We start from the raw sequence: 21595 nt of genomic DNA, 5'->3' as shown, positions 1-21595 counted from the left end.
GGGACCAACGCTAGGAGGACCCGATCATTAATTCAAATGCATCCTTTTCAACTCACCTTTTACTCCGGTGCAATCGTCTTCCGCAGCTCGACCAGGCACAGCTCCCGCAGCCAGCGGTGGGCCGGGTCGCCGTCGTGGCGGCGGTGCCAGGTCAGGTGCAGCGCGATCTCCGGCGCGGGCAGCGGGAGCGGCCGGTGCGCCAGCCCGTGCTCGCGCGCGAGCGGCCCCGCCACCGAGGACGGCAGGGTCGCCACCAGCCCGCACCGCCGCGCCAGCCGCAGCGCGGCGACCGCGGTGGGCGCGGCGGCGACCACCGAGCGGGTCAGCCCCAGCTCGGCGAGCAGCCCGTCGACCCGGTCGGCGAGCGCGCCGCGCCGCGAGACGACCACGTGCTCGGCGGCGGCGTAGCGCTCGGCGGTCAGCTCGCCCCGCGCCAGCTCGTGGTCCTCGCGCAGCACCACCGAGGGCCGGTCCCGCCGCACCGGCTCGTGGTGCACGTCGGGCGAGGGCGCCGGGCCCGCGCTGGTGCCCAGGTCGACGCCCTCCAGCGCCTCCCGACCGTCCGAATCGGACTCGCCGAGGAACCGCAGCCGGACCCCCGGCGCGCGCTCCCGGACGGCGGCCAGCACCCCCGGCCCGACCAGCTCGGTCACGGCGTCGTGCCACCGCAGGCAGAACACCCGGTCCAGCTCCGCCGGGTCGACCTCGCGCCGGGGCGAGAGCACCGCCTCGGCCTCCCTGACCAGCCGCCGCACCTCGCCGCGCACCGCGACGGCGTACTCGGTGGGCACCATGCCCCGCCCGCTGCGCACCAGGATCTCGTCCCCGGTGGCCCGCCGGATCCTGGTCAGCGCCCGGCTCACGGCGGGCGCGGTCAGGTGCAGCCGCCGCGCCGCGCCGGTGACACCGCCCTCTTCCAGGAGGGCTTCCAGGGCGCGCAGGAGGTTCAGGTCGAGGAGCACGGGGCGACTGTACGGAAGGGCCCCGCCCCGGCCGGGCAAGATCACCCGCCCGCCGGGCCGGGAACGGCGCGCCCGGCGGTGGTCCTGTCGGCGGGGGTCCGCGGTTCGGCGGAAAAGCCCTGCTCGGCGTCGGAAATGCGCGCCACCCGCTTCCCCCGGTCGTCCTGACCCGGTCGGGTGGTCCGCCCGCCCGGCGGGGTCGCCCGCCGCGAGCGCGCTCCTCCCGATGATGATCTCGGCGCGGCGGACCGGCTGACCGGGCGGGGCCGGAAGGCCGCCCCCGGTATCGGTTCGGAATGCCCCGGGAAAACATTTTCGGGGTCATTGTCGTCCGATTTCGGACACGTTCCCGCGAGCGCCGGGCGAACACTGTCCGCTACTTCGGCGGGTGCGGACGGGGGTGGCGGGCGGCGGATGCGCGGGATGCCGAACACGTGTCGTGAGCAGACTTGTCGCAGCTCTCCGGGCCTCACCGGCTGCGTCGGACGAACCACGCGGCCGTCACCCCGTGCGCAATACGGCGGTTACATCCCTCAGCGTAGTGACAGGACGTGCTCATGCCGATACGTTCGATGAGGTCTTGGCAGACCGGGTTCGGGAAAGCGGTCGGGGACGTTCCCGTTATGGCGAGGTGGCGACCAATGCGGATCTTCGGCGTCGAACGCGGGGCTTTGTCCGCTCGGTCCGCGCACCCCGAGTCCGGGTGATCCGATAACCCGGCGAGCCGCCTTTCCGGGCTCGCCCGCGCTGTACCCGAGAATCCGACGCGACATCCGGCCGACCGCCGGTGCGCGCTTCACCCGAAGCCTTGTCCGGGTCCCCCACGAATGCGGCGGGACGGGCCGCGCGCCCGTCGTCCCGGCGCGGAGCGGGCGGGCCGGGACCGGCGCGGCACGACCCGAGGCACTCCGGAGGAGAACGAGCGCATGGTGCAGACGGCCGACCACCCGAGCGCGGGGGAGACCGCCGCGTCGAACCCGCTGGCGTACTCGCCCCGCCTGGTCAAGGCGCTCCCGCCGCTGGAGGCGCGCGGCCGGGTGCTCAAGCCCTACGCGATGTTCGCCGACCCCGCGCGCGCCGCCGAGGTCCCCGACCCGCGGTGGCTGGGCGAGCGGGCCGCCGCCGTGCTGGGCGAGACCCTCGACGCGGGCGATCACCCGCTCGGGTTCCTGATCCTGCACTACGGCTGCGACGGCGACTACCTGCTGGTGAGCCAGTGGTACGACGCCAACATGCTCAAGCACTGGGTGCGCGGCCTGACCCCCGCCGCCGACGGCTCGACCACCACCGCCCCGCTGGCGCAGCGCGACCTGGTGGCCTGCGTGTGGGAGCTGGAGGTCATGCGGTTCGAGCGCGACGCCTGGGTCAACACCGTGCTGGCGCGCGGGACCCTCGACGACGACGCCCGCGCGGCCTACCTGGCCACGACCTTCTCGGGGTGGGTGTGAGCGACGTCGAGGTGCGGCCGATCGAGCCGGACCAGCTCCACGGGCTGCTGGAGCTGTGCCGCGAGCACGCCGCCTACGAGAGGGCCGGGTTCCGGGAGAGCGGCCAGGTCGAGCGCTGGCGCGCGGCCCTGTTCGGGGACCGGCCGGTGCTGCACGGCTGGGTGGCCGTCGACGGCGGCGGGCGCCTGTGCGGCTACATGACCGCCACGATCGACTTCGCCACCTGGGGCGCGGAGCCGTTCGCCTACCTGGACTGCCTCTACCTGCGCGAGCCCTACCGGGGCTCCGGTCTCGGCCGGGCGTTCTTCGAGCGGCTGCGCGGGTTCGCCGCCGCGCGCGGGTGCGCCCGCGTCGAGTGGCAGACCCCGCCGGACAACGAGCTGGGCATCGGCTTCTACCGGCGCATGGGCGCCACCGACAGGCCCAAGGCCCGCTTCAGCTACGACGTCACCGGGCAGGCCGACGGCACCGGGCAGGTCGCCCCGTGACCACGACGCCCGCGACCACCACGCCCGCCCGCACCGCGCCCCTGCCGCCCTGGTCGCTCGACCCCGCCGACCGCGCCCTGCCCCCGCCCCCGCTCGGCGACCTCGTCCGCGCGGCGGCGGCCAACTGGCCCGACCGCCCCGCCGTCCACGACGGCCGCTCCGGCTTCACCTTCGCCGAGCTGGAGCGCGGGGCGCGGGCACTGGCCGCCCGGCTCGCGGAGCTGGGCGTGCGGCCGGGCGACCGGGTCGCCGTCCTCGCGGAGAAGTCCGCGCTCGTGCCCGCGCTGGCCATCGCCGCCTGGAAGCTCGGCGCCGTCTACGCCCCGCTCGACGCCGCCCAGCCCGAACCGCGGCTGCGCGGCCTGCTCGGCAGGCTGCGGCCCCGCGCGGTGCTCGCCCTGGACGACCGGGAACCGGTGGTCGACGACGCCGCCTGGATCGGCCGCGCCGAGCTGGAGGCGGTGCTCCGGCAACCGGCCCCCGACCTGCCCTCGGCGGTGCGCGGACCCGACGACCCGGCGTACGTCATCTTCACCTCCGGCTCGACCGGCGCCCCCAAGGGCGTCGAGATCGGCGTCGGCAGCCTGGTCGCGTACTTCGGCAACCACAACGAGGTCCTGCGCTTCACCCCGGACTCGCGGGTGTTCAGCCTGTCCCCGTTCCACTTCGACGTCTCGATCGAGGACACGCTGCTGCCGCTCTCGCTCGGCGCGTTCGTCCACCAGTTCCGGGGCGTCCACGCGGGCGCGATCATGCGCGCGGTCATCGCCCGCGAGCGGATCACCCACCTGATCGCGGTCTCCACCCTCCTCACGATGATCACCGAGGGCGGCAGGCACGTCGGCCGGAAGACCTTCCCGCACCTGGAGATGGTGATGACCGGCGCCGAGGTGTGCGACCCCGGCGTGATCAACCTCTGGAAGGCGGCCCTGCCGGACGCCCGCGTGTTCAACGTCTACGGGCCCACCGAGGCGACGATCGTGTGCACGGCCCACGAGATCGCCGAGGTCGACCCGGACCGCACCGGCTCCTACCCGATCGGCAGGCCGCTGCGCGGCGTCGCGGCGCGCATCGTCGACGACGGGCGCGAGGTCGTCGCGCCCGGCCACGTCGGCGAGCTGTGGATCGGCGGCGAGCAGGTGATGCTCGGCTACTTCGACCAGCCCGAGGAGACCGCGCGCCGCGTCGTCGAGCACGACGGCGTCCGCTACTACCGCACCGGCGACATGTGCGCCTACGACGACAACGGCGACATCGTCTTCCACGGCCGCGACGACGACGAGGTCAAGCTCGCGGGCCGCCGCATCCACCTCGGCGAGATCCGGCAGCTCGTGCTGGGCAGCGCGGGTGTCGAGCGGGCGGCCGTCGCGCTCGTCCCGCGCGGTGGCCGGGACGTCATCGCCCTGGTGGTGATGGCCCCCGACCGGTCGGTCGTGGCCGACGTGGAGGCGCTGCTGGCCGACCAGCTGCCCGACTACATGCGCCCGACCCTGCTGGCCTGGTCGCCCGCGCCGACGGTGTCCTCCACCGGCAAGACGGACGAGAACCGGCTCATGCGGCGGCTCGCCGACGCGGTGCGCGACTGCACCGCCACGCGCTTCGCGTTCACCGCCGACGGGACCGCCGAACCCGCCGAGGGGGACGGCCTTGGCTGAGCGGATGCACCCCGAGTTCGCCCGCCTCGCCGCGGCCAGGCGGATCATGGCCGTGCCGCCGTCGACGGGCGCGCCGACCGCCGACCGGGTCCGCGCCGAGCGGGCGAACGCCGAGCGGTGGGTCGAGCGCTTCGGCGGCGCGGCCGACCCCGACGACGGCGCGGTGGTCGAGCGGCGCGCGGGCTCGGTCCTGGTGCGCCCGGCGGCGGTGGACGAGCGCGCCCCGCACGTCCTCTACGTCCACGGCGGCGGGATGGTCTACTACTCGACCACGACGTTCCTGCCGTTCCTGCGGCTGCTGGCCACCGCCCTGCGCGCGCCCGTCGAGGCGTTCGACTACCCCAAGGCGCCCGAGCACACCGCCGAGGAGTCGCTGGCGCGCCTGGGGGAGGCGGTCGCGGCGCGGTGCGCCGACCTGGCGGGCAGGCGGCCGGTCCTCGCGGGCGACAGCGTCGGCGGGCTGTTCGCGCTGCACCTGGCGCTGCGCGTGCTGCCGGGGGCCTTCGCCCGCGCCGTCCTGATCTACCCGGTGCTCGACCTGCGGACCGAGCGCGACTCCTACCGCGAGTTCGGCGAGGGCCACTTCCTCGACCGCACCGCCATGCGCGGCTTCAAGTCCGCCCTGGAGCCGTTCTTCTCGGCGCGCGGCCCCGACCCGCTCGCCCTGTCCGACGCCGAGCTGGCCGCGCTGCCGCCCTGCTCGCTCGTCACGGCGGGCTGCGACGTGCTCCGCGACGAGGGCCTGGCGTGGGCGCGCTTCCTGGCCGACCGGTCGGTCCCGCTCAGGCACGCGCACTTCCCCGACCTGCCGCACGACTTCTGCCTGTACGCGGCCGGGTTGGACTCGGCCCGGCGCGCCGCGCTCGAGATCGCGGCCACCGCGTTCGACACCGAGGAGGACCATGCCCAGCCGCGCTGAGGCCGCCGCGCTGCCGCCGTGGTCGACCGACCCCGCCGACGCGGGCGGGCCGCCGCCCGCGCTCGGCGACCTGTTCGCCGCCCCGGCCCTGCGGTGGCCGGACCGCCCCGCGATCGCCGACGGCGAGACCGGTCACACGTTCGCCGGTCTCGAACGGGCCGCCCGGTCGGTCGCGTCCGCGCTCGCGGCGCTCGGCGTCGGCGAGGGCGACCGCGTGGTGGTGCTCAGCCGCAAGGCCGCCGCGATGCCCGTCGTCGCGGTCGCCGTCTGGAAGCTCGCCGCCGTCTACGTCCCCCTCGACGGCGCGGAACCCGCGGGGCGGCTGCGCGCCCTCGTCGACCGGCTGCGCCCGCGCGCCGTGGTCGCGCTGGACGAGCGCGACCCGCTCACCCCCGACCCGCGGTGGCTCGGCGGCGCGGACCTGGCCGCCGCGCTGGCCGGGGACGCCGACCACCCCACCACGCCGCACCGGCCGGGCGCCGCCGCGTACGTCGTGCTCGCCGCGGGCCCCAGCGGCGTGCCGCAGGGCGTGGAGAACAGCGCGGACGCCCTCACCTCCTACTTCCGCGCCCACAACCGGGTGCTGCGCGTCACGCCGGACTCGCGGGTGCTGAGCCTGTCGCCGTTCCAGGTCGACGTCTCCTTCGAGGACACCCTGCTGCCGCTGTCGCTGGGGGCCCACGTCGTCCAGTTCCGGGGCCTGCCCGCCGGTCCGCTCGTGCGCGCCGTGCTGGCCCGCGAGCGGATCACCCACCTGATCGCGGTCTCCCTGCTCCTGGGCATGATCACCGGGGACGGGCGGCAGCTCGACCCGGCCAGGCTCCCGGCGCTGGAGCTGGTGATGACCGGGGCCCAGGTGTGCGACCCCGCCGTCGTGGCCGCGTGGCGGCGGCGGTTGCCCGGAGTCCGGCTCGTCCACGCCTTCGGGCCGCCCGAGGCCACGGTGTTCGCGATCTCCCACGAGTTCGGGCCGGGCGACGACGCGAACGGCCCCGAGAGCGGCGGCCCGGACGACGCCGCAGGCCACCTGATCGGCCGCCCCCTGCCCGGCTGCTCGGTCCGCATCGTCCGCGACGGCGTCGAGCGGCGCGGGCCCGGCGAGCGCGGCGAGCTGTGGGTGGGCGGCGAGCGGGTGATGATCGGCTACGTCGACCAGCCCGAGGAGACCGCCCGCGCGGTCGTCGAGCACGACGGCGTCCGCTACTTCCGCACCGGCGACGTGTGCTCCCGCGACGAGCGCGGCGACCTGCGCTTCCACGGCCACGCCGACCCGGACGCGGTGTGGCTCGCCGGCCGCCGCTGCCACCTCGCCGAGGTCCGCCGCGCCGCCGAGGGCTGCCCCGGCGTGGACGGGGCGGTCGCGGCCGTCGTCCCGCGCGCCCGGCGCGACGTCGTCGCGCTCGCCGTCACCTCGGCCGACCCGCTGGCGCTCGACGCCGTGGCGGCCCGCCTGGACGACCTGCTGCCGGACCACCTGCGCCCCGCGCTGCTGGCCCGCTCGCCCGTCCCGGTCGGCGCGGACGCGCTGACCCGCCTGGCGGACGCCGCCCGGCGATCCGACTCCGACCGCTTCGCGCTGTCCCCCGACGGCGCCGTCGAGCCCATTGAGTGAGGTGGAGCCATGTCAGCACCGGTGAAGGACGACGTGAAGGACAAGGTCGCCGACTACCTGGAGGCCGCGCTGGGCAAACCGGTCGACCTCGGGGCGCTGCCCGACGACGCGCCGCTGGGCGTGCTCGGCCTCGACTCGCTCACCACCATCGGCGTGCTCGTCGCGCTGCTGGAGGACGCGGGCGTCGACCTCGGCGAGTACGCGGACTCGCTGGTCACCCCCAGCACCCTCGGCGACCTGTACGCGCTCGCCGACCAGTTCGCGGCCGACCCCGAACCGGCGGCAGGCGCCGAGGCCCAGACCCTGGAGGAGACCGGGATGACCGGCGAACAGCGCTCCCAGCTCGACTTCTACCGGGACAAGCTCGCCTACGAGATCGACTCCGCCGACCTGGCGGACGCGCTCGCCGCGGGCCAGGACATCGTCGTGGTCGACGGCCGCGGCAGCGAGTCCTACGCGCACGAGCACATCCCCGGCGCGATCAGCGTCCCGCACCGCTCCATCTCCCAGGAGTCGCTGTCCGGGCTGTCCAAGGCCCCGCTGTACGTCGCCTACTGCGACGGCGTCGGCTGCAACGCCTCCACCAAGACCGCCGTCAAGCTGGCCACGGCCGGGTTCCGGGTCAAGGAGCTGATCGGTGGCCTCGACTGGTGGAAGCGGGACAACCACCCCACCGAGGGACACGCGGGCAGGCGGTCCGAACCCACCGGCGCGGCCTGCGGCTGCGCGGGCTAGGCGCGTGATCCCGTGGCACCGGACCGAGAAGAGGGCGGGAGAGTCGTGAGCGCACCGGAGTCGACGAGCGCACCGGAGTCGACCAGCACACCGGAGTCGGACTGGGACGTCGTGGTCGTCGGGGGGAGCATCGCGGGCTGCGCCACCGCGATCCGCTTCAGCCGGATGGGGCACCGCGTCGCGCTGCTGGACCGCAAGACCATGGACGACGGGCACCACAAGCGCCTGTGCACCCACTTCATCCAGCCGCACGCCGTGCCGCTCCTGGCGGGCCTCGGCCTGGAGCACCTCTACGGCCCCGAGTGGTCCGTGCGCACCAAGGCCGTGTTCGTCACCCCCGGCGGCGTCGTGGAGGGACCGGGGCTGAGCTACGACCCCGACCAGCCCGGCGCGCACGCGCTCAACCTGGAGCGGCGGGTGCTCGACCCCGCCCTGCGCGAGTCCGCGCGCCGCCACGGCGTCGAGTACCTGGACGGCACGGGCGTCGAGTCGATCGGCCGGGACGGCCCGCACTGGGTCCTGGAGACCAACGCCGACACCGACGGCGGCCGGGACCCGCGCCGCTTCCGCGCCCGCCTGGTGGTCGCCGCCGACGGCCGCCGCTCCCGGCTGGCCAAGGAGCTGGGCAACCCCGCCGAGAGCCGCCCGAACGAGCGCGCCGCCCTGTTCGGCTACTTCACCGGCATCACCACCCGCGCCGACCAGCGCTCGGTGTTCGTCATGCACGAGCGCGACCTGGCCTGCACCTACCCGCTCCCCGGCGGCCGGACCCAGCTGGTCCTGTTCGCCGACAAGGCGCGCGTCGAGGGCTGGGGCGGCGCGGACAGCAGGATGCGGGAGTTCCTCGCCTACTTCGACGGCCTGCCCGACGCGCCGTCCACGGCGGGCGCCGTCCCCGAGGGCGGGCTGCTCGGCTACACCGACTACCCGAGCCTGCTGCGCGAGCCGGTGGTCGACTCGGTGCCGTTCGTCGGCGACGCCGCGCTCTCGCTCGACCCCATGAGCGGCGTCGGCTGCGGCTTCGCGCTGGCCTCCGCCGACCTGCTGGCGAACTCCTTCGCCGACCGGTCGCTGGACGGCGCCGACCGCGAGGCGGGGCTCGCCGAGTACCGCGAGCGCTACTCGCGGGTCCTGCTCCCGCACGCCGAGGGCATCTGCGTCGACTCGCTGGTCGGCAAGGACGAGACCTCCCGGCGCAGGATGTTCGAGACCATCAGCGCGGACCCCGAGCTGAGCCGGCGGTACCTGGCCCTCACCGGTCGCATGACGCTGCCCGCCGAGTTCCAGCGGCTCTTCATGCGGGCGCTGATGACCCGGCGTCGGCCAGCGGTGAAGCGCTAGCGCCCGAGCGGCGGAAGAACCCGAGAAACGGTGGACATGAGCACTCCCAACCCCTCCATCCTGGTCGGCGTGCTGAGCGGCGTCGGCGCGAACCTGCTCTGGGGACTGGCGTTCCTGATGCCGGTGCTGCTCCCGGACTCCGACTCCGTCGCGCTCGCGCTGGGCCGGTACCTCGTCTACGGGCTGGTGTCGGTCGGCATCGCGCTCGCCACGCGGGGCGCGGGGATGCGCGGGCTCGACCGGGGGGTGTGGCTCACGGCGGCGCTGTTCGCCTTCGCGGGGCACCTGGGCTACTACTTCTTCCTGGTGCAGGGCATCACGCACACCGGGGCCCCCATCACCACGGTGATCATCGGGACGCTCCCGGTGACCGTCGCGGTGACCGGCAACCTGGTGCGCAGGGAGTTCCCGTTCTCCCGCCTGCTGCTGCCGCTCGGGTTCATCGTCGTCGGCCTGGTGCTGGTCAACCTCGTGGAGGTCGACTGGGACACCGCGCTCGGCGACCGCTCCGGCCTCAACTGGGCGATCGGCATCGGGTCGGCGCTGGTGGCGCTGGCGCTGTGGACCTCGTACGCGGTCGCCAACGCCAGCTTCCTGCGCCGCCACCCCGAGATCTCGCCGACCGGCTGGTCGACGCTCATGGGCGTGTGCACGCTGGGCCTGTCGCTGCTCGCCCTGCCGGTCGCCGCGCTCTCCGGCGGCGTGCGCGTCGGCTCGGGCGACGCGCTGCTCCCGCTGGTGGCGGGCAGCGCGGTGCTGGGCGTGCTCGTCTCCTGGGTCGGGACGGTGCTGTGGAACCGCTCGTCCGGGCTCGTGCCGATCTCCATCGCCGGGCAGCTGGTCGTCATCCAGGTGGTCGCCGGGCTGGTCTACGTCTTCGCCTGGGACGGCCGCGTCCCGCCGCTGCCGGAGCTGGCCGGGATCGCGCTGATCATCGGCGGCGTGCTGCTGGCCATCCAGCGCACCCGCAGGACCGCGCCGCCGAAGGAGGGCTCGCTCGTGGACGAGGCCGAGCTGACCTCGTGAGCGCCGCCGTCCGCGGTCGCGCGGACCCGGCCGCGGGCGGCGGCCACCGGACGCCGAACACCAGGGAGAACCCGCCGGGGGACCGGCCCGAGGAGGAGGGACACCGATGCCGCGCGTCGCGTTCACGACTTTCGCGATCCTGAAGAAGCCGTACGGGGACCCCGAGGTCCAGGAGTTCGACGACCTCACCCCGCCCACCTTCGAGGAGGCCGAGGGCAGTCCGGGGTTCGTCGCCCGCGCCAAGGAGGACCCCGGCCAGAGCCACCTGAGCAACTTCGAGCGCGACTGGGGCGAGTGGGGCAGGTTCACCGTCCCGCGCTTCTACACCGGGGGCCGCACCACCGCCACCGACAGCCGCGCCTCCACCCTGTCGCTGTGGGCCGACCTGGAGTCCGTCCACGCCTTCGCCTACGGCGGCGGCATCCACCGCACCGCGCTGCGCAGGCGGCACGAGTGGTTCCTCAAGCCGGAGTGGCCGAGCTACGCCATGTGGTGGGTCGCGGACGACGCCACCCCCACCTGGGCGGACGCCTGCCTGCGGCTGGAGCGCCTGCACGACGACGGGGCCACGCCCTTCGCGTTCACCTTCCGCAAACCGTTCACCGCGAGCGGGGAGCCCACCTCGCTGCGCACCAGGAGCCAGACCTGAGCCCCACCCCCTGAGCCGACTCCCACACCCCCCACCGACAGCGCCCACCGCCCCAGTGGCGCGGCGCACCCCACCACGGCACCGCCCGCGCGGGCGGCGCCGCACCCCGTGCTGCCCGCACCCGCCCGGCGCGCCCCCGCACCGCGCCGGGTCCCCCGTCCACACCACACACCAGGGGACTTCCTGTGATAACGCGCGCCTTCGACCGGTCGGCCATGAGCTGGTCCTACGAGATGAGCCTGCAACCGATGCTCTCGGCCGCCGACATCGACGGCCTCCCGTTCGGCTCCGTCTTCGGCAGCGTCCCCCCGCGCAGCGTCTCCAAGCGGCACGCCCACCAGGACGGCGAGCTGTTCATCGTCCTGGCGGGCCGGGCGACCGTGGTGCTCGGCGACGAGGAGCGCGAGCTGGGACCGGGCGGCGTCGTGCACCTGTCGCCCTTCGGCTACCACGAGATCCGCAACGAGCACGACGAGCCGTTCGACCTGGTCTCGATCTACTGGGAGCACATCCCCAGCGCCGTGGCCGCCCTGGAGGAGGCCCCGCCGCGCGCCTCGCTGCCGCAGCGGGCCCTGGTCTTCTGCCCGCCGCCCACCCCCAACGGCGGCCTGCACCTGGGCCACCTCGCCGGGCCGTACGTGCGGGCCGACGTGCTCGTGCGCGCCCTGCGCAGCACCGGCCGCGACGCCAGGCACGTCACCGGCACCGACGACCACCAGTCGCACGTCGCGGTCAGCGCCCGCCTCGGCGGCGCCACCCCCGAGCAGGTCGCCGCCTCCCACGGCGAGGCCATCCTGACCACGCTGCGCGCGGCGGGCGTCGACTGCGACCGGCTCACCCGCCCGGCGACCGAGCCGGGGCACGCCGACCGCGTCCGCGAGCTGATCACCCGGCTCGCCGCCTCGCCCTCGGTCACCGAGCAGGAGCGGGACACCGCCTACTGCGCCGCCTGCGACCTGTCGCTGCACCAGGCGTTCGCGCGCGGCACGTGCGCGCACTGCGCGGCCGACAGCGACGGCGAGATCTGCGAGGCGTGCGGGCGGCCCAACGAGACCAAGGACCTGGTCGACCCGCGCTGCAGGCTCTGCGGCGGCCCCGCCACCACCCGCCCCGAGCGCGCCCTGTGGCTCGACGTGTCCGCCCACGCCGAGCAGCTCGCCCGGTACCTCAAGGACTGCCACACCTCGCCCGACCTGCTCGCCCTGGTCGAGCGCCTGCTGGCCGACGGCCTGCCGCCGTACCGGCTCGCCCGCCGCGCCGACTGGGGCGTCGAGCTGGCGGACGGCCAGCGCGTCGACGCCTGGGTCGACCTCGCGCTGACCTTCCTCGACGCCGCGCGCGCCGAGACCGAGCAGGACGGCCCCGCCAAGATCACCCTGTTCCTCGGCTACGACAACAGCTTCTTCTACGCCGTGCTCCTGCCCACCGTGGCCTTCGCCGCCGGACTGGCCGAGCACCTGCCCGCCGCCTTCGTCACCAACCAGTTCCTGCACCTGGACGACGCGAAGTTCTCCACCAGCCGGGGCCACGCCATCTGGGCCGACCCCGCGCTGGCCGAGGCCGGCGCCGACGCCGTGCGCCTCGCGCTGCTGCGCAACGCCCCCGAGGGCCGCGTCACCCGGATCACCCAGGAGCGGGCCGCCCTGCTCGCGCAGGACCCGCTCCACCTGGCCGCGCAGGAGTGGCTGGCCGGGTTCGCCAGGGTCGGCGACGGGGCGGTGCCCGGCACCGGGGCGTGGACCGACGCGCACCGCGAGTTCTACCGCGCCCTCAACCTCACCACCCGGCAGCTCGACGGGCTGCTGATCCCCGAGTCGTTCAGCGCGCGCGGCTACGTCCGCCTGCTGGAGGCCTTCGTGGAGCGCGCCGCCGAGTTCCGGGCGACCGAGGAGCCGCTGCGCGCGGTGCCCTCGCTGGCCGAGGAGGCGCGCACCAGCCTGGCCCTGGACTACCTGGCCGCCAAGGCGTTCGCCGCGCTGGCCTGGCCGATCACCCCCGACCTCGCCCTGCGGACCTGGCGGTGGCTCGGGCTGCCCGGCGAGCCGGTGCGCGAGGCGGACTGGTCGTTCCTGCCCGGCGGCACGCGCGTCACCTCGCCCGCCCCGCTGGACGGGCGGCCGTGAGCGCGCCCGAGCGCCCGGACGTCGTGGTGGTGGGCGCCGGGATCACCGGCGCCTCCATCGCGCGGCACCTGGCCGCCGCGGGCGCCTCCGTCGTCGTGCTCGAACGCGGGCTGCCCGCCTCCGGGGCCACCGGCCGCTCCGGCGGCATGGTGCGCGCCTACGACCCCGACCCGGCGATCGCCGAGCTGGCCCTGCCCAGCCTCGCCGTCTACCGCGACCCCGCGAACTGGGCGTCCGGGCGGTCCCCGCTGCGCGCCGTCGGCTCGGTGACCGCCGCCGACCCGGCCCTGGAGCCGGAGCTGCGCGCCGAGGCCGCGCGGATCACCGCCGCGCTGGGCGGCCCCGCGCACGTGGTCGCGGGCCCCGACGAGGCGGCGGGCGTCCGGCTCGCGGGCGGCATCGCGCTGGTCGAGCCCGAGGCGGGCTGGGTGGACCCCGCCGAGGTCACCGCGGACTGGCTGGCCCAGGCCCGCGCCCTCGGCGCCTCGGTGCGCGAGGGGACGCCCGTGCGCGCGGTCACCGCGCGCGGCGGGCGCCCCGTCGTCCACACCGACGACGGCGAGCTGCGCGCCGGGACCGTCGTCGCCGCCACCGGCCCGTGGGCGGCCGACCCCGTTCCGGGGCTGCGGACCGCGCACCCGGTGCGGGCGCGCTCGATCCAGGTCAGCGTCGTGCGGCGGGAACCGGGCGCGCCGCCCCACGCGACCTTCGTCGACCTGAGCACCGGCCGCTACGCCAAGCCGGTCGGCGCGGACCGCACCCTCCTGGGGATGCCCCACCTGGTGTGGGACTGCCCCTTCGACGCCCCCGCGGACCCCGCGCACGAGCGGGCCACCACCACCGCGCTCGCCGCCCACCTCCCGTGGGTCGCCCTGGCCGCCCACGTGGCGACCACCCGCGCCACCGACGCCTACGGCGAGCCCGCGCACGGGCCGTCCGGCCTGCTGGAGAGCACCGGCGTGCCGCACGCCTGGTCGGTGCGCGGCTGGAACGGCGGCGGCGTCAAGACCGCCCCCGAGGCCGGTCGCCGCATCGCCCTGGCGTGCCTGTCCGAAGCCCGCGTCGCCTGACGGCGGCGCACACCCCCCACCCCCACGGCATCAGAGGTGCTCCATGCCCGACGCAGCCGCTCCACCGCTCGCCGCCGCCCCCGACCGGGCCGACCCCGCGCCCCGCTGCCACGACGTGCTGGGCATCGGCTTCGGCCCCGCGAACCTGTCGCTGGCCATCGCCTTCGAGGAGGAGGGCCACGAGCTCGACGCCCGCTTCCTGGAGGCCAGGCCCGGCCCGTCCTGGCAGAGCGCGATGATGCTCGACGGCTCGGACATCCAGAACCACCCCGTGCGCGACCTGGTGTCGCTGCGCAACCCGCGCAGCCGCTACAGCTTCATCAACTACCTGTTCGAGAACGGCAGGCTGCTGGAGCACCTCAACGTCCCGCTGGAGTTCCCGCTGCGCAAGGACTACGCGCGCTACGTCTCCTGGGCCGCGAGCCACTTCAGCAGCCAGGTCGACTACGGCACGCACGTCACCGGCGTCGCGGTCGAGCGCGACGACGAGGACCGCCGGGTCTACGCCGTCACCACCTCCACCGGGCAGGTCCACCGGGGGCGGTCGCTGGTGATCGGCACCGGCCGGGCCCCCTACGTGCCCGAGCCGTTCGACGCCGTCGACTCCCCGCGCGTGTTCCACCTGACCCGGTACCTGCCCGCGCTGGAGCGGCTCGCCGAGCTCGACGTCGCCCACGACGGCGACCGGTCGCCGCTGTCCGTCGTGGTCGTCGGCGGCAGCCAGAGCGCCGTGGAGCTGACCCTCGACCTCGCCCGGCGCTTCCCGCGCGCCACCGTGACCACGCTGGTGCGGTCGCTGACGCTGCGGCTCAAGGACACCAGCCCGTTCAGCGAGGAGGGCTACTTCCCCGGCTTCACCGACTACTACTACCGCGCCCCGCGCGAGCGCAAGGACGCCATCGACTCGTACATGCGGCTGACCAACTACTCCTCCGCCGACGGCGACGTGCTGCGCGAGCTGTACCGGCTCATCTACGAGCAGCGCCTGGACGAGGACCAGCGGGTGTTCGTCAGCGGCAGCCGCCAGGTGCGCTCGCTGGAGGTGCGCGAGGACGGCGTCCACCTGGCCGTCGAGGAGCTGAACACGGGGGAGCGCGAGGAGCACCGGGCCGACTTCGTGGTGCTGGCGACCGGGTTCCGCGACCTCGGGCCCGGCGCCCACCAGGAGCGGGTGCCCGCCCTGATGCGCGAGGTCGCCGACGGCTTCGCCTTCGACGAGCACGGCTACCTGTCGGTGGGCCAGGACTACGAGGTGCGGCCGGTGGAGCCGGACACGCCCGCGCTGTTCCTCAACGGCCTGTGCGAGTCCAGCCACGGCATCGGCGACGCCGGGTCGTTCAGCCTGCTGTCGCTGCGGGCCAAGGTCATCGCGGACGGCCTGCGGAAGCGCCTGTCGTGACCGGGCCCGCCGCGGTTGCCGGGGGCGCGCGGCGGATCGCGGCGCACCTGTCCGGCGGCGTCCTCGGGGCCGCGATGCTGGTCATGCCGCCGGTCGTGGCGGCGCTGACCGGCGGGCGGGCCCCGCTGGTGTGGGCGGCGCACGTCGCGCTCGGTGGCGCGGTCGCCCTGGTGCTGGCCGAGCTGGTCAGGGCGCGCGTGCCGCCCGCCGCGCTGGCGGGCGCGGTCGGCGCGCTGCTCGGGCCCTGGGCGGCGCGGGTGGTGGACGGGGTGTTCGCCGTCGCCTTCACGGCGGGGCAGGCGGCCATCGCCTGGTTCGCCGCGACGTGCCTGCTCGCGGCCCCCGGCGGCGCGCTGCCGGAGCCCGGCGTCGACGTGCTGCTGGTCGCGCTGGCGGTCCTCGTGGTGGCCGTGCTCGCCGCGCTCAGCCCGTTCCCGCCGCCGCCGTCCGCGCTCCGGCTGCGGCCGTGGGTGACCGGGGCGCTGGCGCTGGCCTGCGTGGTGCTGGGCTGGCCGGGCGCGCCGCAGGCGGGCGCGCACACGCCGTTCGCGCCGACCGGGCTGCCACCCGGCGGCGCGGTGTGGTTGGCGCTGGCGGCGCTGTTCTTCGCGGGTGTCGGCTGGGAGTCGGTGACCTCGGTCGTGCCCGCCGTCGCGGCGGGCGCGCGGCGCACCGCCGGGGGCGTGGCGCTGGGGGTGGCCGCGGTGGCGGTGGTCTACGTCGGGCTGTCGGCGGCGCCCGCCGCCACCACCGCCGCCGAGGTGCCCGGTCCGCTGCGGTGGGCGCTCGCCGTCGCGCTGCTCCTCGTGCTGACCTCCTACTGCTTCACCAACGTGCGCGCCGCCGCCCGGATCACCGCCCGGCTGCACCCGGACTGGCGGCCCGGCCGGGTCGTCGTCGCGGTCGTGGGCCTCGCGTGCTGCGCGTTCGCCTGCGCGGGCGCGCGGGACGGCGCGGTGCCCCTGCTCCTGCTCGGTCCAGCAGCCGCCGCGCTCGTCGGCTACGCCCTGGCGGCGGTGGCCGCCGTGCGCCGCGGCGGGCCCGCGCTGCGGTGCGCGGGGGCCGCCCTGCTGCTCGTGCTCGTCGCCTTCCTCCCGGCGGGCGCGCTGCTCACCGGGTGACCCGCCGCCCTGCCCAGCTCTGCCCTGCCCAGCTCAGCTCTGCCCCTGCCCTGCCTCGCCCTGCCTCGTCCCGTCCTGCCCTGTCCCCGTCCTGCCCCGTCCCGAGGAGAGAAGCCATGGCCACCCCCGCGATCGAGTCCGAGGTCCGCAGCTACAGCAGGAACTGGCCGGTGGTGTTCGACCGCGCGTGCGGCAGCCGCATCGTCAGTGAGGACGGCCGCGCCTACCTGGACTTCTTCGCGGGCGCGGGCGCGCTGAACTACGGCCACAACCACCCCCTGCTCAAGCGGGCGCTGCTCGACTACCTCGAACGGGACGGGGTCGCGCACAGCCTGGACATGCTCACCCGCGCCAAGCGGGAGTTCCTCGCCGAGTTCGCCGAGCGGGTGCTCGCGCCGCGCGGGCTCGACTACCGGGTGCAGTTCACCGGCCCGACGGGCGCCAACAGCGTGGAGGCCGCGCTCAAGCTGGCCCGCAAGGCGACCGGGCGGCAGTCGGTCGTCGCGTTCACCGGCGCGTTCCACGGCATGTCGCTGGGCTCGCTCGCGGTCACCGGCAGCGCCGCCAAGCGCGCGGGCGCGGGCATCCCGCTGGGGCACGTCCACCGCGTGCCCTACGACGGCTTCGCGGGCGGCGCGGTGCCCGGCCTGGTCCTGCTGGACGCGCTGCTGTCCGACCGCAGCAGCGGCGTCGACCTGCCCGCCGCCGTCATCGTCGAGACCGTGCAGGGCGAGGGCGGCGTCAACCCGGCCGGGTCCGCCTGGTTGGCCGACCTCGCGGACCTGTGCGCCCGCAGGGGGGTGCTGCTGATCGTCGACGACATCCAGATGGGCTGCGGGCGCACCGGCCCGTTCTTCAGCTTCGAGTCCGCCGGGATCACCCCGGACGTGGTGTGCCTGTCGAAGTCCCTGAGCGGCTACGGCCTGCCGATGTCGCTGACCCTGTTCCGGCCGGAGCTGGACGTGTGGCAGCCGGGGGAGCACAACGGCACGTTCCGGGGCAGCAACCCGGCGTTCGTGACCGCGACCGCCGCCCTGCGGGAGTTCTGGTCCGACCGCGTGCTGGAGAAGCAGACCACCGAGCGCGGCCTGCTGCTGCAGGAGCGCCTGGGCGCGCTCGCGGTCGCGCACCCGTCGGGCGTGGCGCAGGTGCGCGGCCGTGGCCTGGTGTGGGGCGTGGCGTTCCGGGAGCCGGACGCGGCGCGGCGGGTGGCGGCGGAGGCGTTCGCCAGGGGGCTGCTGGTGGAGACGTCGGGCTCGCTGGACGAGGTGGTCAAGCTCCTGCCGCCGCTGACCTCGACGAACGACGAGCTGGAGGAGGGGCTGGCCGTGCTGGACGAGGCGGTCGCGGCGGTGGTGGGCTGAGCGGGCCGCGCTCCGGGGGCGGGGGCGGACCCGCTCCCGGAGCCGGTCGGGCGCCCGGGGATCGTGCTCGGAGCCGTCCGGGCGCCCGCTCGTGATTCCACTTATTCCTTCAGTGTCGGCCGAAATCAGGCGACCGGGGGCCACAGCTCCCGGACCGCCGCCTCGATCGCGCCCCGGTCGTCCGCGTCCTCGAACGCCCGCCACACGTGCCCGTCCGGCCGGACCAGGGCCGCCGCCACCCCGCTCCACGGCAGGTCGTCCGGCCTCACCCGCGCCGCCGCCACCCCGGCCACCGGGCCGGTCGCGCCGGTCGTCAGCAGCACCGGCGCCCCGGGGTGGAAGTGCTCGAACAGCCCCTCCCGCAGCGGGACCCGCGCCCCCACCGCCGGGCGCCCGGCCGGGTCCGGGTACGCCACGTCCAGTCCCGACAGCTTCGCCGCCAGCGTCTCCACCAGCGCCCGGTCGCCCGCCAGCAGCTCCGAGAGCAGCTTCCGCAGCGCCTGCCCCTCCGGCGACACCCCGGTGATCAGCACCGTCTGCGCCCTGGTGTGCTCCGCCAGTTGCGCGCCCACCGGCCACCGCTCGGCGTGGTAGCCGTCCAGCAGCTCCTCCCCGGCCCGCCCGGTCAGCACCGCCGCCAGCTTCCAGCCCAGGTTCATCGCGTCCTGCACGCCCACGTTCAGCCCCACCCCGCCCGCCGGGAAGTTCCGGTGCGCCGCGTCGCCTGCCAGCAGCACCCGCCCCTCCCGGTAGCGCGCCGCGACCTTGGTGGCGTTGCCGAACCGCGACAGCCACGAGGGGGAGTGCGCCCCGAAGTCGGTGCCCGCGACGCGCCGGGCGACCGCGCGCAGCCCGTCCAGGGTCAGCGGCTCGCGCCCGGCGCGGGGGTCGTAGCCGACCAGCCTGACCCGGCCGTCCGGCAGCGGCGCGGCCATGAGGGCGCCGTGCTCGTTGTGCCAGCTCGCGCCGGGGGCTGGCGGGTCGGTCAGCAGCACGTCGCCGAGGAACCCGAAGTGCGTGGACTCGGTGCCGGGGAACTCGATCCCGGCTGCCGCGCGCACCGCGCTGCCCGCCCCGTCCGCGCCCACGACGTGCTCGGCGCGCACGTCCGGCCGCCCGGCGACGCGGAGCACGACCCCGTCGGCGTCCTGGTCCAGCCCGGTCACCTCGTGCCCGCGCAGCACCTCCACGCCCAGCGCCCGCGCCCGCTGCTCCAGCAGGTGCTCGGTCCGCGCCTGCGGCTGGGTGAGCAGGAACGGGAACGGGGTGGGCAGGCCGCTGAAGTCCAGGCGGGTCGGCAGCATCCCGAAGTGCCAGCCGGGCGTGCGACCGCCGTCGCGCAGGAACCCGTCCTCGACCCCGCGCAGCGCCAGCACCTCCAGGGTGCGGGGGTGCAGCCCGAGCGCCTTGGAGTGCGGCGACCGCTCCGGCTCGCGCTCCAGCACGACCGGGCGCGCCCCGCCCAGCGCCAGCTCGGCCGCCAGCCACAGCCCGACCGGCCCGGCGCCGACCACGACGACCCTGCCCGAGGAATTCATAGTAACGAACCTCCAGTGAATGTAGGTGCGCTACTGTAGATCCTGTGGAGACCCGTGGCTACACCTCCCCCCTCCGCGAGGAGGCGGCGGCCCGAACCCGCGAGCGGGTGCTGCGCGCCGCCGCCGAGCTGTTCGCCGAGGGCGGGTACGCGCGCACCAGCGTGGCGGCGATCGCGCGCGCCGCCGGGGTCGCGGTGAACACCGTGTACACCAGCGTCGGCGGCAAGTCCGCGCTGCTCCTGGCCATGGTCGACGACGGCGTCGCGGACGAGGCGGTCCGCGCGACCACCGCCGCGCTGACGTCCGCGACCAGCGCCGCCGAGGTGCTGCGCCTGGTCGCGCGGGGCACCTCGGTGACCAGGGACCGCCGGGAGCTGACGCTGTCCGTGCTGCTGGACAACCGGGACGCGCACCCCGACGTCGCCGAGGCCGCGCGGGTGGCCGAGGCCGAGGTCAGGGCGCGGTTCGCGGAGGCGGCGGACCGGATGCTGGAGCTGGGCGGGCTGCGCGAGGGGGTGGGGGGCGAGGAGCTGCGGCGGGCGCTGTGGTTCTACTTCGGCTTCCCGGCGTGGCGGGTGGTGCGGGCGGAGGGCCTGTCCTGGGACGACGGCGCGGCGTGGCTGTGCGGCCAGGCGTCGGACTCGCTGCTGGCCCGCTGACCTTCCGGGGGAGCCGGTCCGTCCGTGGTGGACAATGGCCGGGTCTTTCCGAGCGGAACGGGTGGTGCTGGTGCGCGCGCAGGTCGAGGTCGTCGGGATCGGCGCCGGGGACCCCGGTCACGTCACGGTGGCGGCGGTGGACGCCCTGCGCCGCGCCGACGTGGTGTTCTTCCTGGACAAGCCGGGGGAGGCGCGCGAGCTGTCCGACCTGCGCGAGGCCATCCTGGCCACCCACGTCCCCGGCGGCGGCTACCGCGTGGTCCGCGCCGAGGACCCGCCCAGGGACCGCGCCGCCGACGGCTACGCCGACGCGGTGGTGGACTGGCGGGTGCGGCGGGCCGACGTGTGCGAGCGGCTGATCGCGGAGCACCTGGGGGAGGGCGAGGTCGGGGCGTTCCTGGTGTGGGGCGACCCGGCGCTGTACGACAGCATCATCGCGGTCGTGGAGGACGTCCGGGCGCGCGGCACGACGGAGTTCGACGTGCGGGTGATCCCCGGCATCAGCAGTGTCTCCGCGCTGGCGGCCAGGCACGCGACGACGCTGAACCAGGTGGCGGGCGCGGTGCAGATCACCACCGGCAGGCGCCTGGCGGCCGGGTGGCCGCAGGACGCGGACGACGTGGTGGTGATGCTGGACGCCCGCAACGCGTTCCTGGAGCACCAGGACGAGCCGGGCGTGACGATCCACTGGGGCGCGTACGTGGGCACCGAGGACGAGATCCTGATCGCCGGGCCGCTGGCGGAGGTCGCGGAGCGGATCGTGGAGACGCGGGAGCGCGCGCGGGCGGAGAAGGGCTGGATCATGGACACCTACCTGCTGCGCCGCACGCGCTGACCGGGCGGGTCGGGGGCGCGACGGGCCTCGGCGCCCGTCGCGCTCGGCGCCCGTCGCGCTCAGCGCCCGTCCTGCTCGGCCAACCGCTGGTCCGCCAGCTCCACCGTGGCCCGCGCGAACGCCCGGATGCGGGTCCGCAGGACCACCCGCTCCTCCTCGTCCGCCCGCTCCCACTCCGCGCACAGCAGCAGCGCGCCCGCGACCGACGTGCTGTCCGGGGTCGAGTCCCAGCGGTCCCACAGGTCGTACATGCCCTCGCACGGGCCGACCTCGCCGCGCAGCGCCACGCCCGCCACCTTGCGGGTGAGCGCCCACTCGAAGCGGTACCAGTCGACCGCGGGCAGGCCGAGGTCGTCGAGCGCGGCCCTGAGCAGGGCGTTCGCCGTCTCGTCGGACACCTCGCCCGGCGACTGGCAGGCCAGGTCCACCACGTGCGGGGTGTCGACCCCGGCGAGCACGAGGTCGCAGGCCAGGCGCACCGCGACCCGACCGTCGATCGCGTGCCGACCCGGCGCGCTGGCCTCGCGGTTGGCCTCGACCACGCGGGTCAGCAGTTCGGGCGGGAGCTCGCGCAGTCTGGTGGGGAGTTCGTCCACAGTGGGCATTACAGGCGATCGCCCCAGTGATCACCAGCGGTTTCGCGGAACTGGC

General features: G+C 75.8%; 19 protein-coding genes. 16 read left to right on the top strand and 3 right to left on the bottom strand.

All coding sequences use genetic code 11. The annotated features are described in order from the left end of the window. Nucleotides 1-59: 59 nt before the first annotated feature. Entirely contained in the window at nt 60-962 is a 903-nt protein-coding gene (locus CNX65_RS21105; RefSeq protein WP_096495309.1) for a LysR family transcriptional regulator, read from the bottom strand. 926 nt (nt 963-1888) lie between these two features. On the opposite strand from CNX65_RS21105, the gene CNX65_RS21100 reads away from it, so the two are divergent. From CNX65_RS21100 to ectB, 14 genes are all read left to right on the top strand, one after another. Beyond that, a complete protein-coding gene (locus tag CNX65_RS21100; protein ID WP_096495308.1) occupies nt 1889-2410 on the top strand; it encodes a hypothetical protein in 522 nt (173 codons plus the stop codon). After that, nucleotides 2407-2898 carry a GNAT family N-acetyltransferase gene (locus CNX65_RS21095; RefSeq protein ID WP_232519935.1) on the top strand — a complete coding sequence of 164 codons (492 nt, stop codon included), beginning with the start codon at nt 2407-2409 and terminating at the stop codon, nt 2896-2898. The genes CNX65_RS21100 and CNX65_RS21095 overlap by 4 nt, the downstream gene beginning before the upstream one ends. Next, nucleotides 2895-4553 carry an amino acid adenylation domain-containing protein gene (locus CNX65_RS21090; RefSeq protein ID WP_096495306.1) on the top strand — a complete coding sequence of 553 codons (1659 nt, stop codon included), beginning with the start codon at nt 2895-2897 and terminating at the stop codon, nt 4551-4553. Before CNX65_RS21095 ends, CNX65_RS21090 begins: the two co-directional genes overlap by 4 nt. After that, complete coding sequence (locus CNX65_RS21085) at nt 4546-5472, top strand: alpha/beta hydrolase fold domain-containing protein (protein WP_232519934.1); 927 nt, start codon at nt 4546-4548, stop codon at nt 5470-5472. Before CNX65_RS21090 ends, CNX65_RS21085 begins: the two co-directional genes overlap by 8 nt. Then, nucleotides 5456-7084: an AMP-binding protein gene (locus CNX65_RS21080; protein WP_096495305.1), complete on the top strand. Its 1629-nt coding sequence runs from the start codon at nt 5456-5458 to the stop codon at nt 7082-7084. The genes CNX65_RS21085 and CNX65_RS21080 overlap by 17 nt, the downstream gene beginning before the upstream one ends. Before the next feature lie 9 nt (nt 7085-7093). Next, nucleotides 7094-7819, top strand: a complete 726-nt coding sequence (locus CNX65_RS21075) for a rhodanese-like domain-containing protein (RefSeq protein WP_096495304.1) — start codon at nt 7094-7096, stop codon at nt 7817-7819. A 45-nt stretch (nt 7820-7864) separates the two neighbouring features. After that, nucleotides 7865-9160 (top strand): NAD(P)/FAD-dependent oxidoreductase, encoded by a 1296-nt coding sequence (locus tag CNX65_RS21070; RefSeq protein WP_177154297.1) that lies wholly within the window; start codon nt 7865-7867, stop codon nt 9158-9160. A gap of 36 nt (nt 9161-9196) precedes the next feature. After that, a complete protein-coding gene (locus CNX65_RS21065; protein WP_157767763.1) occupies nt 9197-10186 on the top strand; it encodes a DMT family transporter in 990 nt (329 codons plus the stop codon). Between the two features lie 106 nt (nt 10187-10292). Next, nucleotides 10293-10835, top strand: a complete 543-nt coding sequence (locus CNX65_RS21060; protein WP_096495302.1) for a DUF3291 domain-containing protein — start codon at nt 10293-10295, stop codon at nt 10833-10835. Nucleotides 10836-11050: 215 nt separating this feature from the next. Beyond that, nucleotides 11051-12958 (top strand): class I tRNA ligase family protein, encoded by a 1908-nt coding sequence (locus CNX65_RS21055; protein ID WP_218180564.1) that lies wholly within the window; start codon nt 11051-11053, stop codon nt 12956-12958. Beyond that, a complete protein-coding gene (locus tag CNX65_RS21050) occupies nt 12955-14028 on the top strand; it encodes an NAD(P)/FAD-dependent oxidoreductase (RefSeq protein WP_096495300.1) in 1074 nt (357 codons plus the stop codon). Before CNX65_RS21055 ends, CNX65_RS21050 begins: the two co-directional genes overlap by 4 nt. Nucleotides 14029-14071: 43 nt before the next feature. Further along, a complete protein-coding gene (locus tag CNX65_RS21045) occupies nt 14072-15427 on the top strand; it encodes a lysine N(6)-hydroxylase/L-ornithine N(5)-oxygenase family protein (RefSeq protein WP_096495299.1) in 1356 nt (451 codons plus the stop codon). Further along, nucleotides 15424-16548, top strand: coding sequence for an amino acid:polyamine antiporter (locus CNX65_RS21040; RefSeq protein WP_096495298.1), 1125 nt, complete (start codon nt 15424-15426; stop codon nt 16546-16548). The genes CNX65_RS21045 and CNX65_RS21040 overlap by 4 nt, the downstream gene beginning before the upstream one ends. A 116-nt stretch (nt 16549-16664) precedes the next feature. Further along, complete coding sequence (gene ectB, locus CNX65_RS21035) at nt 16665-17912, top strand: diaminobutyrate--2-oxoglutarate transaminase (RefSeq protein ID WP_096495297.1); 1248 nt, start codon at nt 16665-16667, stop codon at nt 17910-17912. A 125-nt stretch (nt 17913-18037) separates the two neighbouring features. On the opposite strand, the gene CNX65_RS21030 is transcribed toward ectB, so the two are convergent. Continuing rightward, the gene (locus tag CNX65_RS21030; RefSeq protein ID WP_096495296.1) at nt 18038-19450 is read right to left on the bottom strand and encodes an FAD-dependent oxidoreductase; all 1413 of its coding nucleotides are present in this window, start codon (nt 19448-19450) and stop codon (nt 18038-18040) included. A gap of 44 nt (nt 19451-19494) precedes the next feature. Between CNX65_RS21030 and CNX65_RS21025 the strand changes: the two genes are divergently transcribed. Together CNX65_RS21025 and cobF are read left to right on the top strand one after the other, a co-directional pair. Then, nucleotides 19495-20109, top strand: a complete 615-nt coding sequence (locus tag CNX65_RS21025) for a TetR/AcrR family transcriptional regulator (protein WP_096495295.1) — start codon at nt 19495-19497, stop codon at nt 20107-20109. Nucleotides 20110-20143: 34 nt separating this feature from the next. Then, the gene (cobF, locus tag CNX65_RS21020; RefSeq protein WP_096495294.1) at nt 20144-20944 is read left to right on the top strand and encodes a precorrin-6A synthase (deacetylating); all 801 of its coding nucleotides are present in this window, start codon (nt 20144-20146) and stop codon (nt 20942-20944) included. 59 nt (nt 20945-21003) lie between these two features. Here the strand turns inward: cobF and CNX65_RS21015 are convergent, their stop codons facing one another. Then, nucleotides 21004-21540 (bottom strand): hypothetical protein, encoded by a 537-nt coding sequence (locus CNX65_RS21015; protein WP_096495293.1) that lies wholly within the window; start codon nt 21538-21540, stop codon nt 21004-21006. Nucleotides 21541-21595 lie beyond the last annotated feature (55 nt).

Origin of the sequence: Actinosynnema pretiosum (genome assembly GCF_002354875.1) — a bacterium.
GTDB lineage: Bacteria > Actinomycetota > Actinomycetes > Mycobacteriales > Pseudonocardiaceae > Actinosynnema > Actinosynnema auranticum.
Note: the sequence above shows the minus strand (reverse complement) of the source record. Positions and strands in the feature narration are given on the sequence as shown.

Coding starts and splice junctions, on each gene's coding strand:
- CNX65_RS21055 (WP_218180564.1), top strand. CDS start 11,051: ATGAGCTGGTCCTACGAGATGAGCCTGCAACCGATGCTCTCGGCCGCC.
- ectB (WP_096495297.1), top strand. CDS start 16,665: ATGGCCACCCCCGCGATCGAGTCCGAGGTCCGCAGCTACAGCAGGAAC.
- CNX65_RS21045 (WP_096495299.1), top strand. CDS start 14,072: ATGCCCGACGCAGCCGCTCCACCGCTCGCCGCCGCCCCCGACCGGGCC.
- cobF (WP_096495294.1), top strand. CDS start 20,144: ATGGCCGGGTCTTTCCGAGCGGAACGGGTGGTGCTGGTGCGCGCGCAG.
- CNX65_RS21100 (WP_096495308.1), top strand. CDS start 1,889: ATGGTGCAGACGGCCGACCACCCGAGCGCGGGGGAGACCGCCGCGTCG.
- CNX65_RS21065 (WP_157767763.1), top strand. CDS start 9,197: ATGAGCACTCCCAACCCCTCCATCCTGGTCGGCGTGCTGAGCGGCGTC.
- CNX65_RS21030 (WP_096495296.1), bottom strand. CDS start 19,450: ATGAATTCCTCGGGCAGGGTCGTCGTGGTCGGCGCCGGGCCGGTCGGG.
- CNX65_RS21080 (WP_096495305.1), top strand. CDS start 5,456: ATGCCCAGCCGCGCTGAGGCCGCCGCGCTGCCGCCGTGGTCGACCGAC.
- CNX65_RS21075 (WP_096495304.1), top strand. CDS start 7,094: ATGTCAGCACCGGTGAAGGACGACGTGAAGGACAAGGTCGCCGACTAC.
- CNX65_RS21060 (WP_096495302.1), top strand. CDS start 10,293: ATGCCGCGCGTCGCGTTCACGACTTTCGCGATCCTGAAGAAGCCGTAC.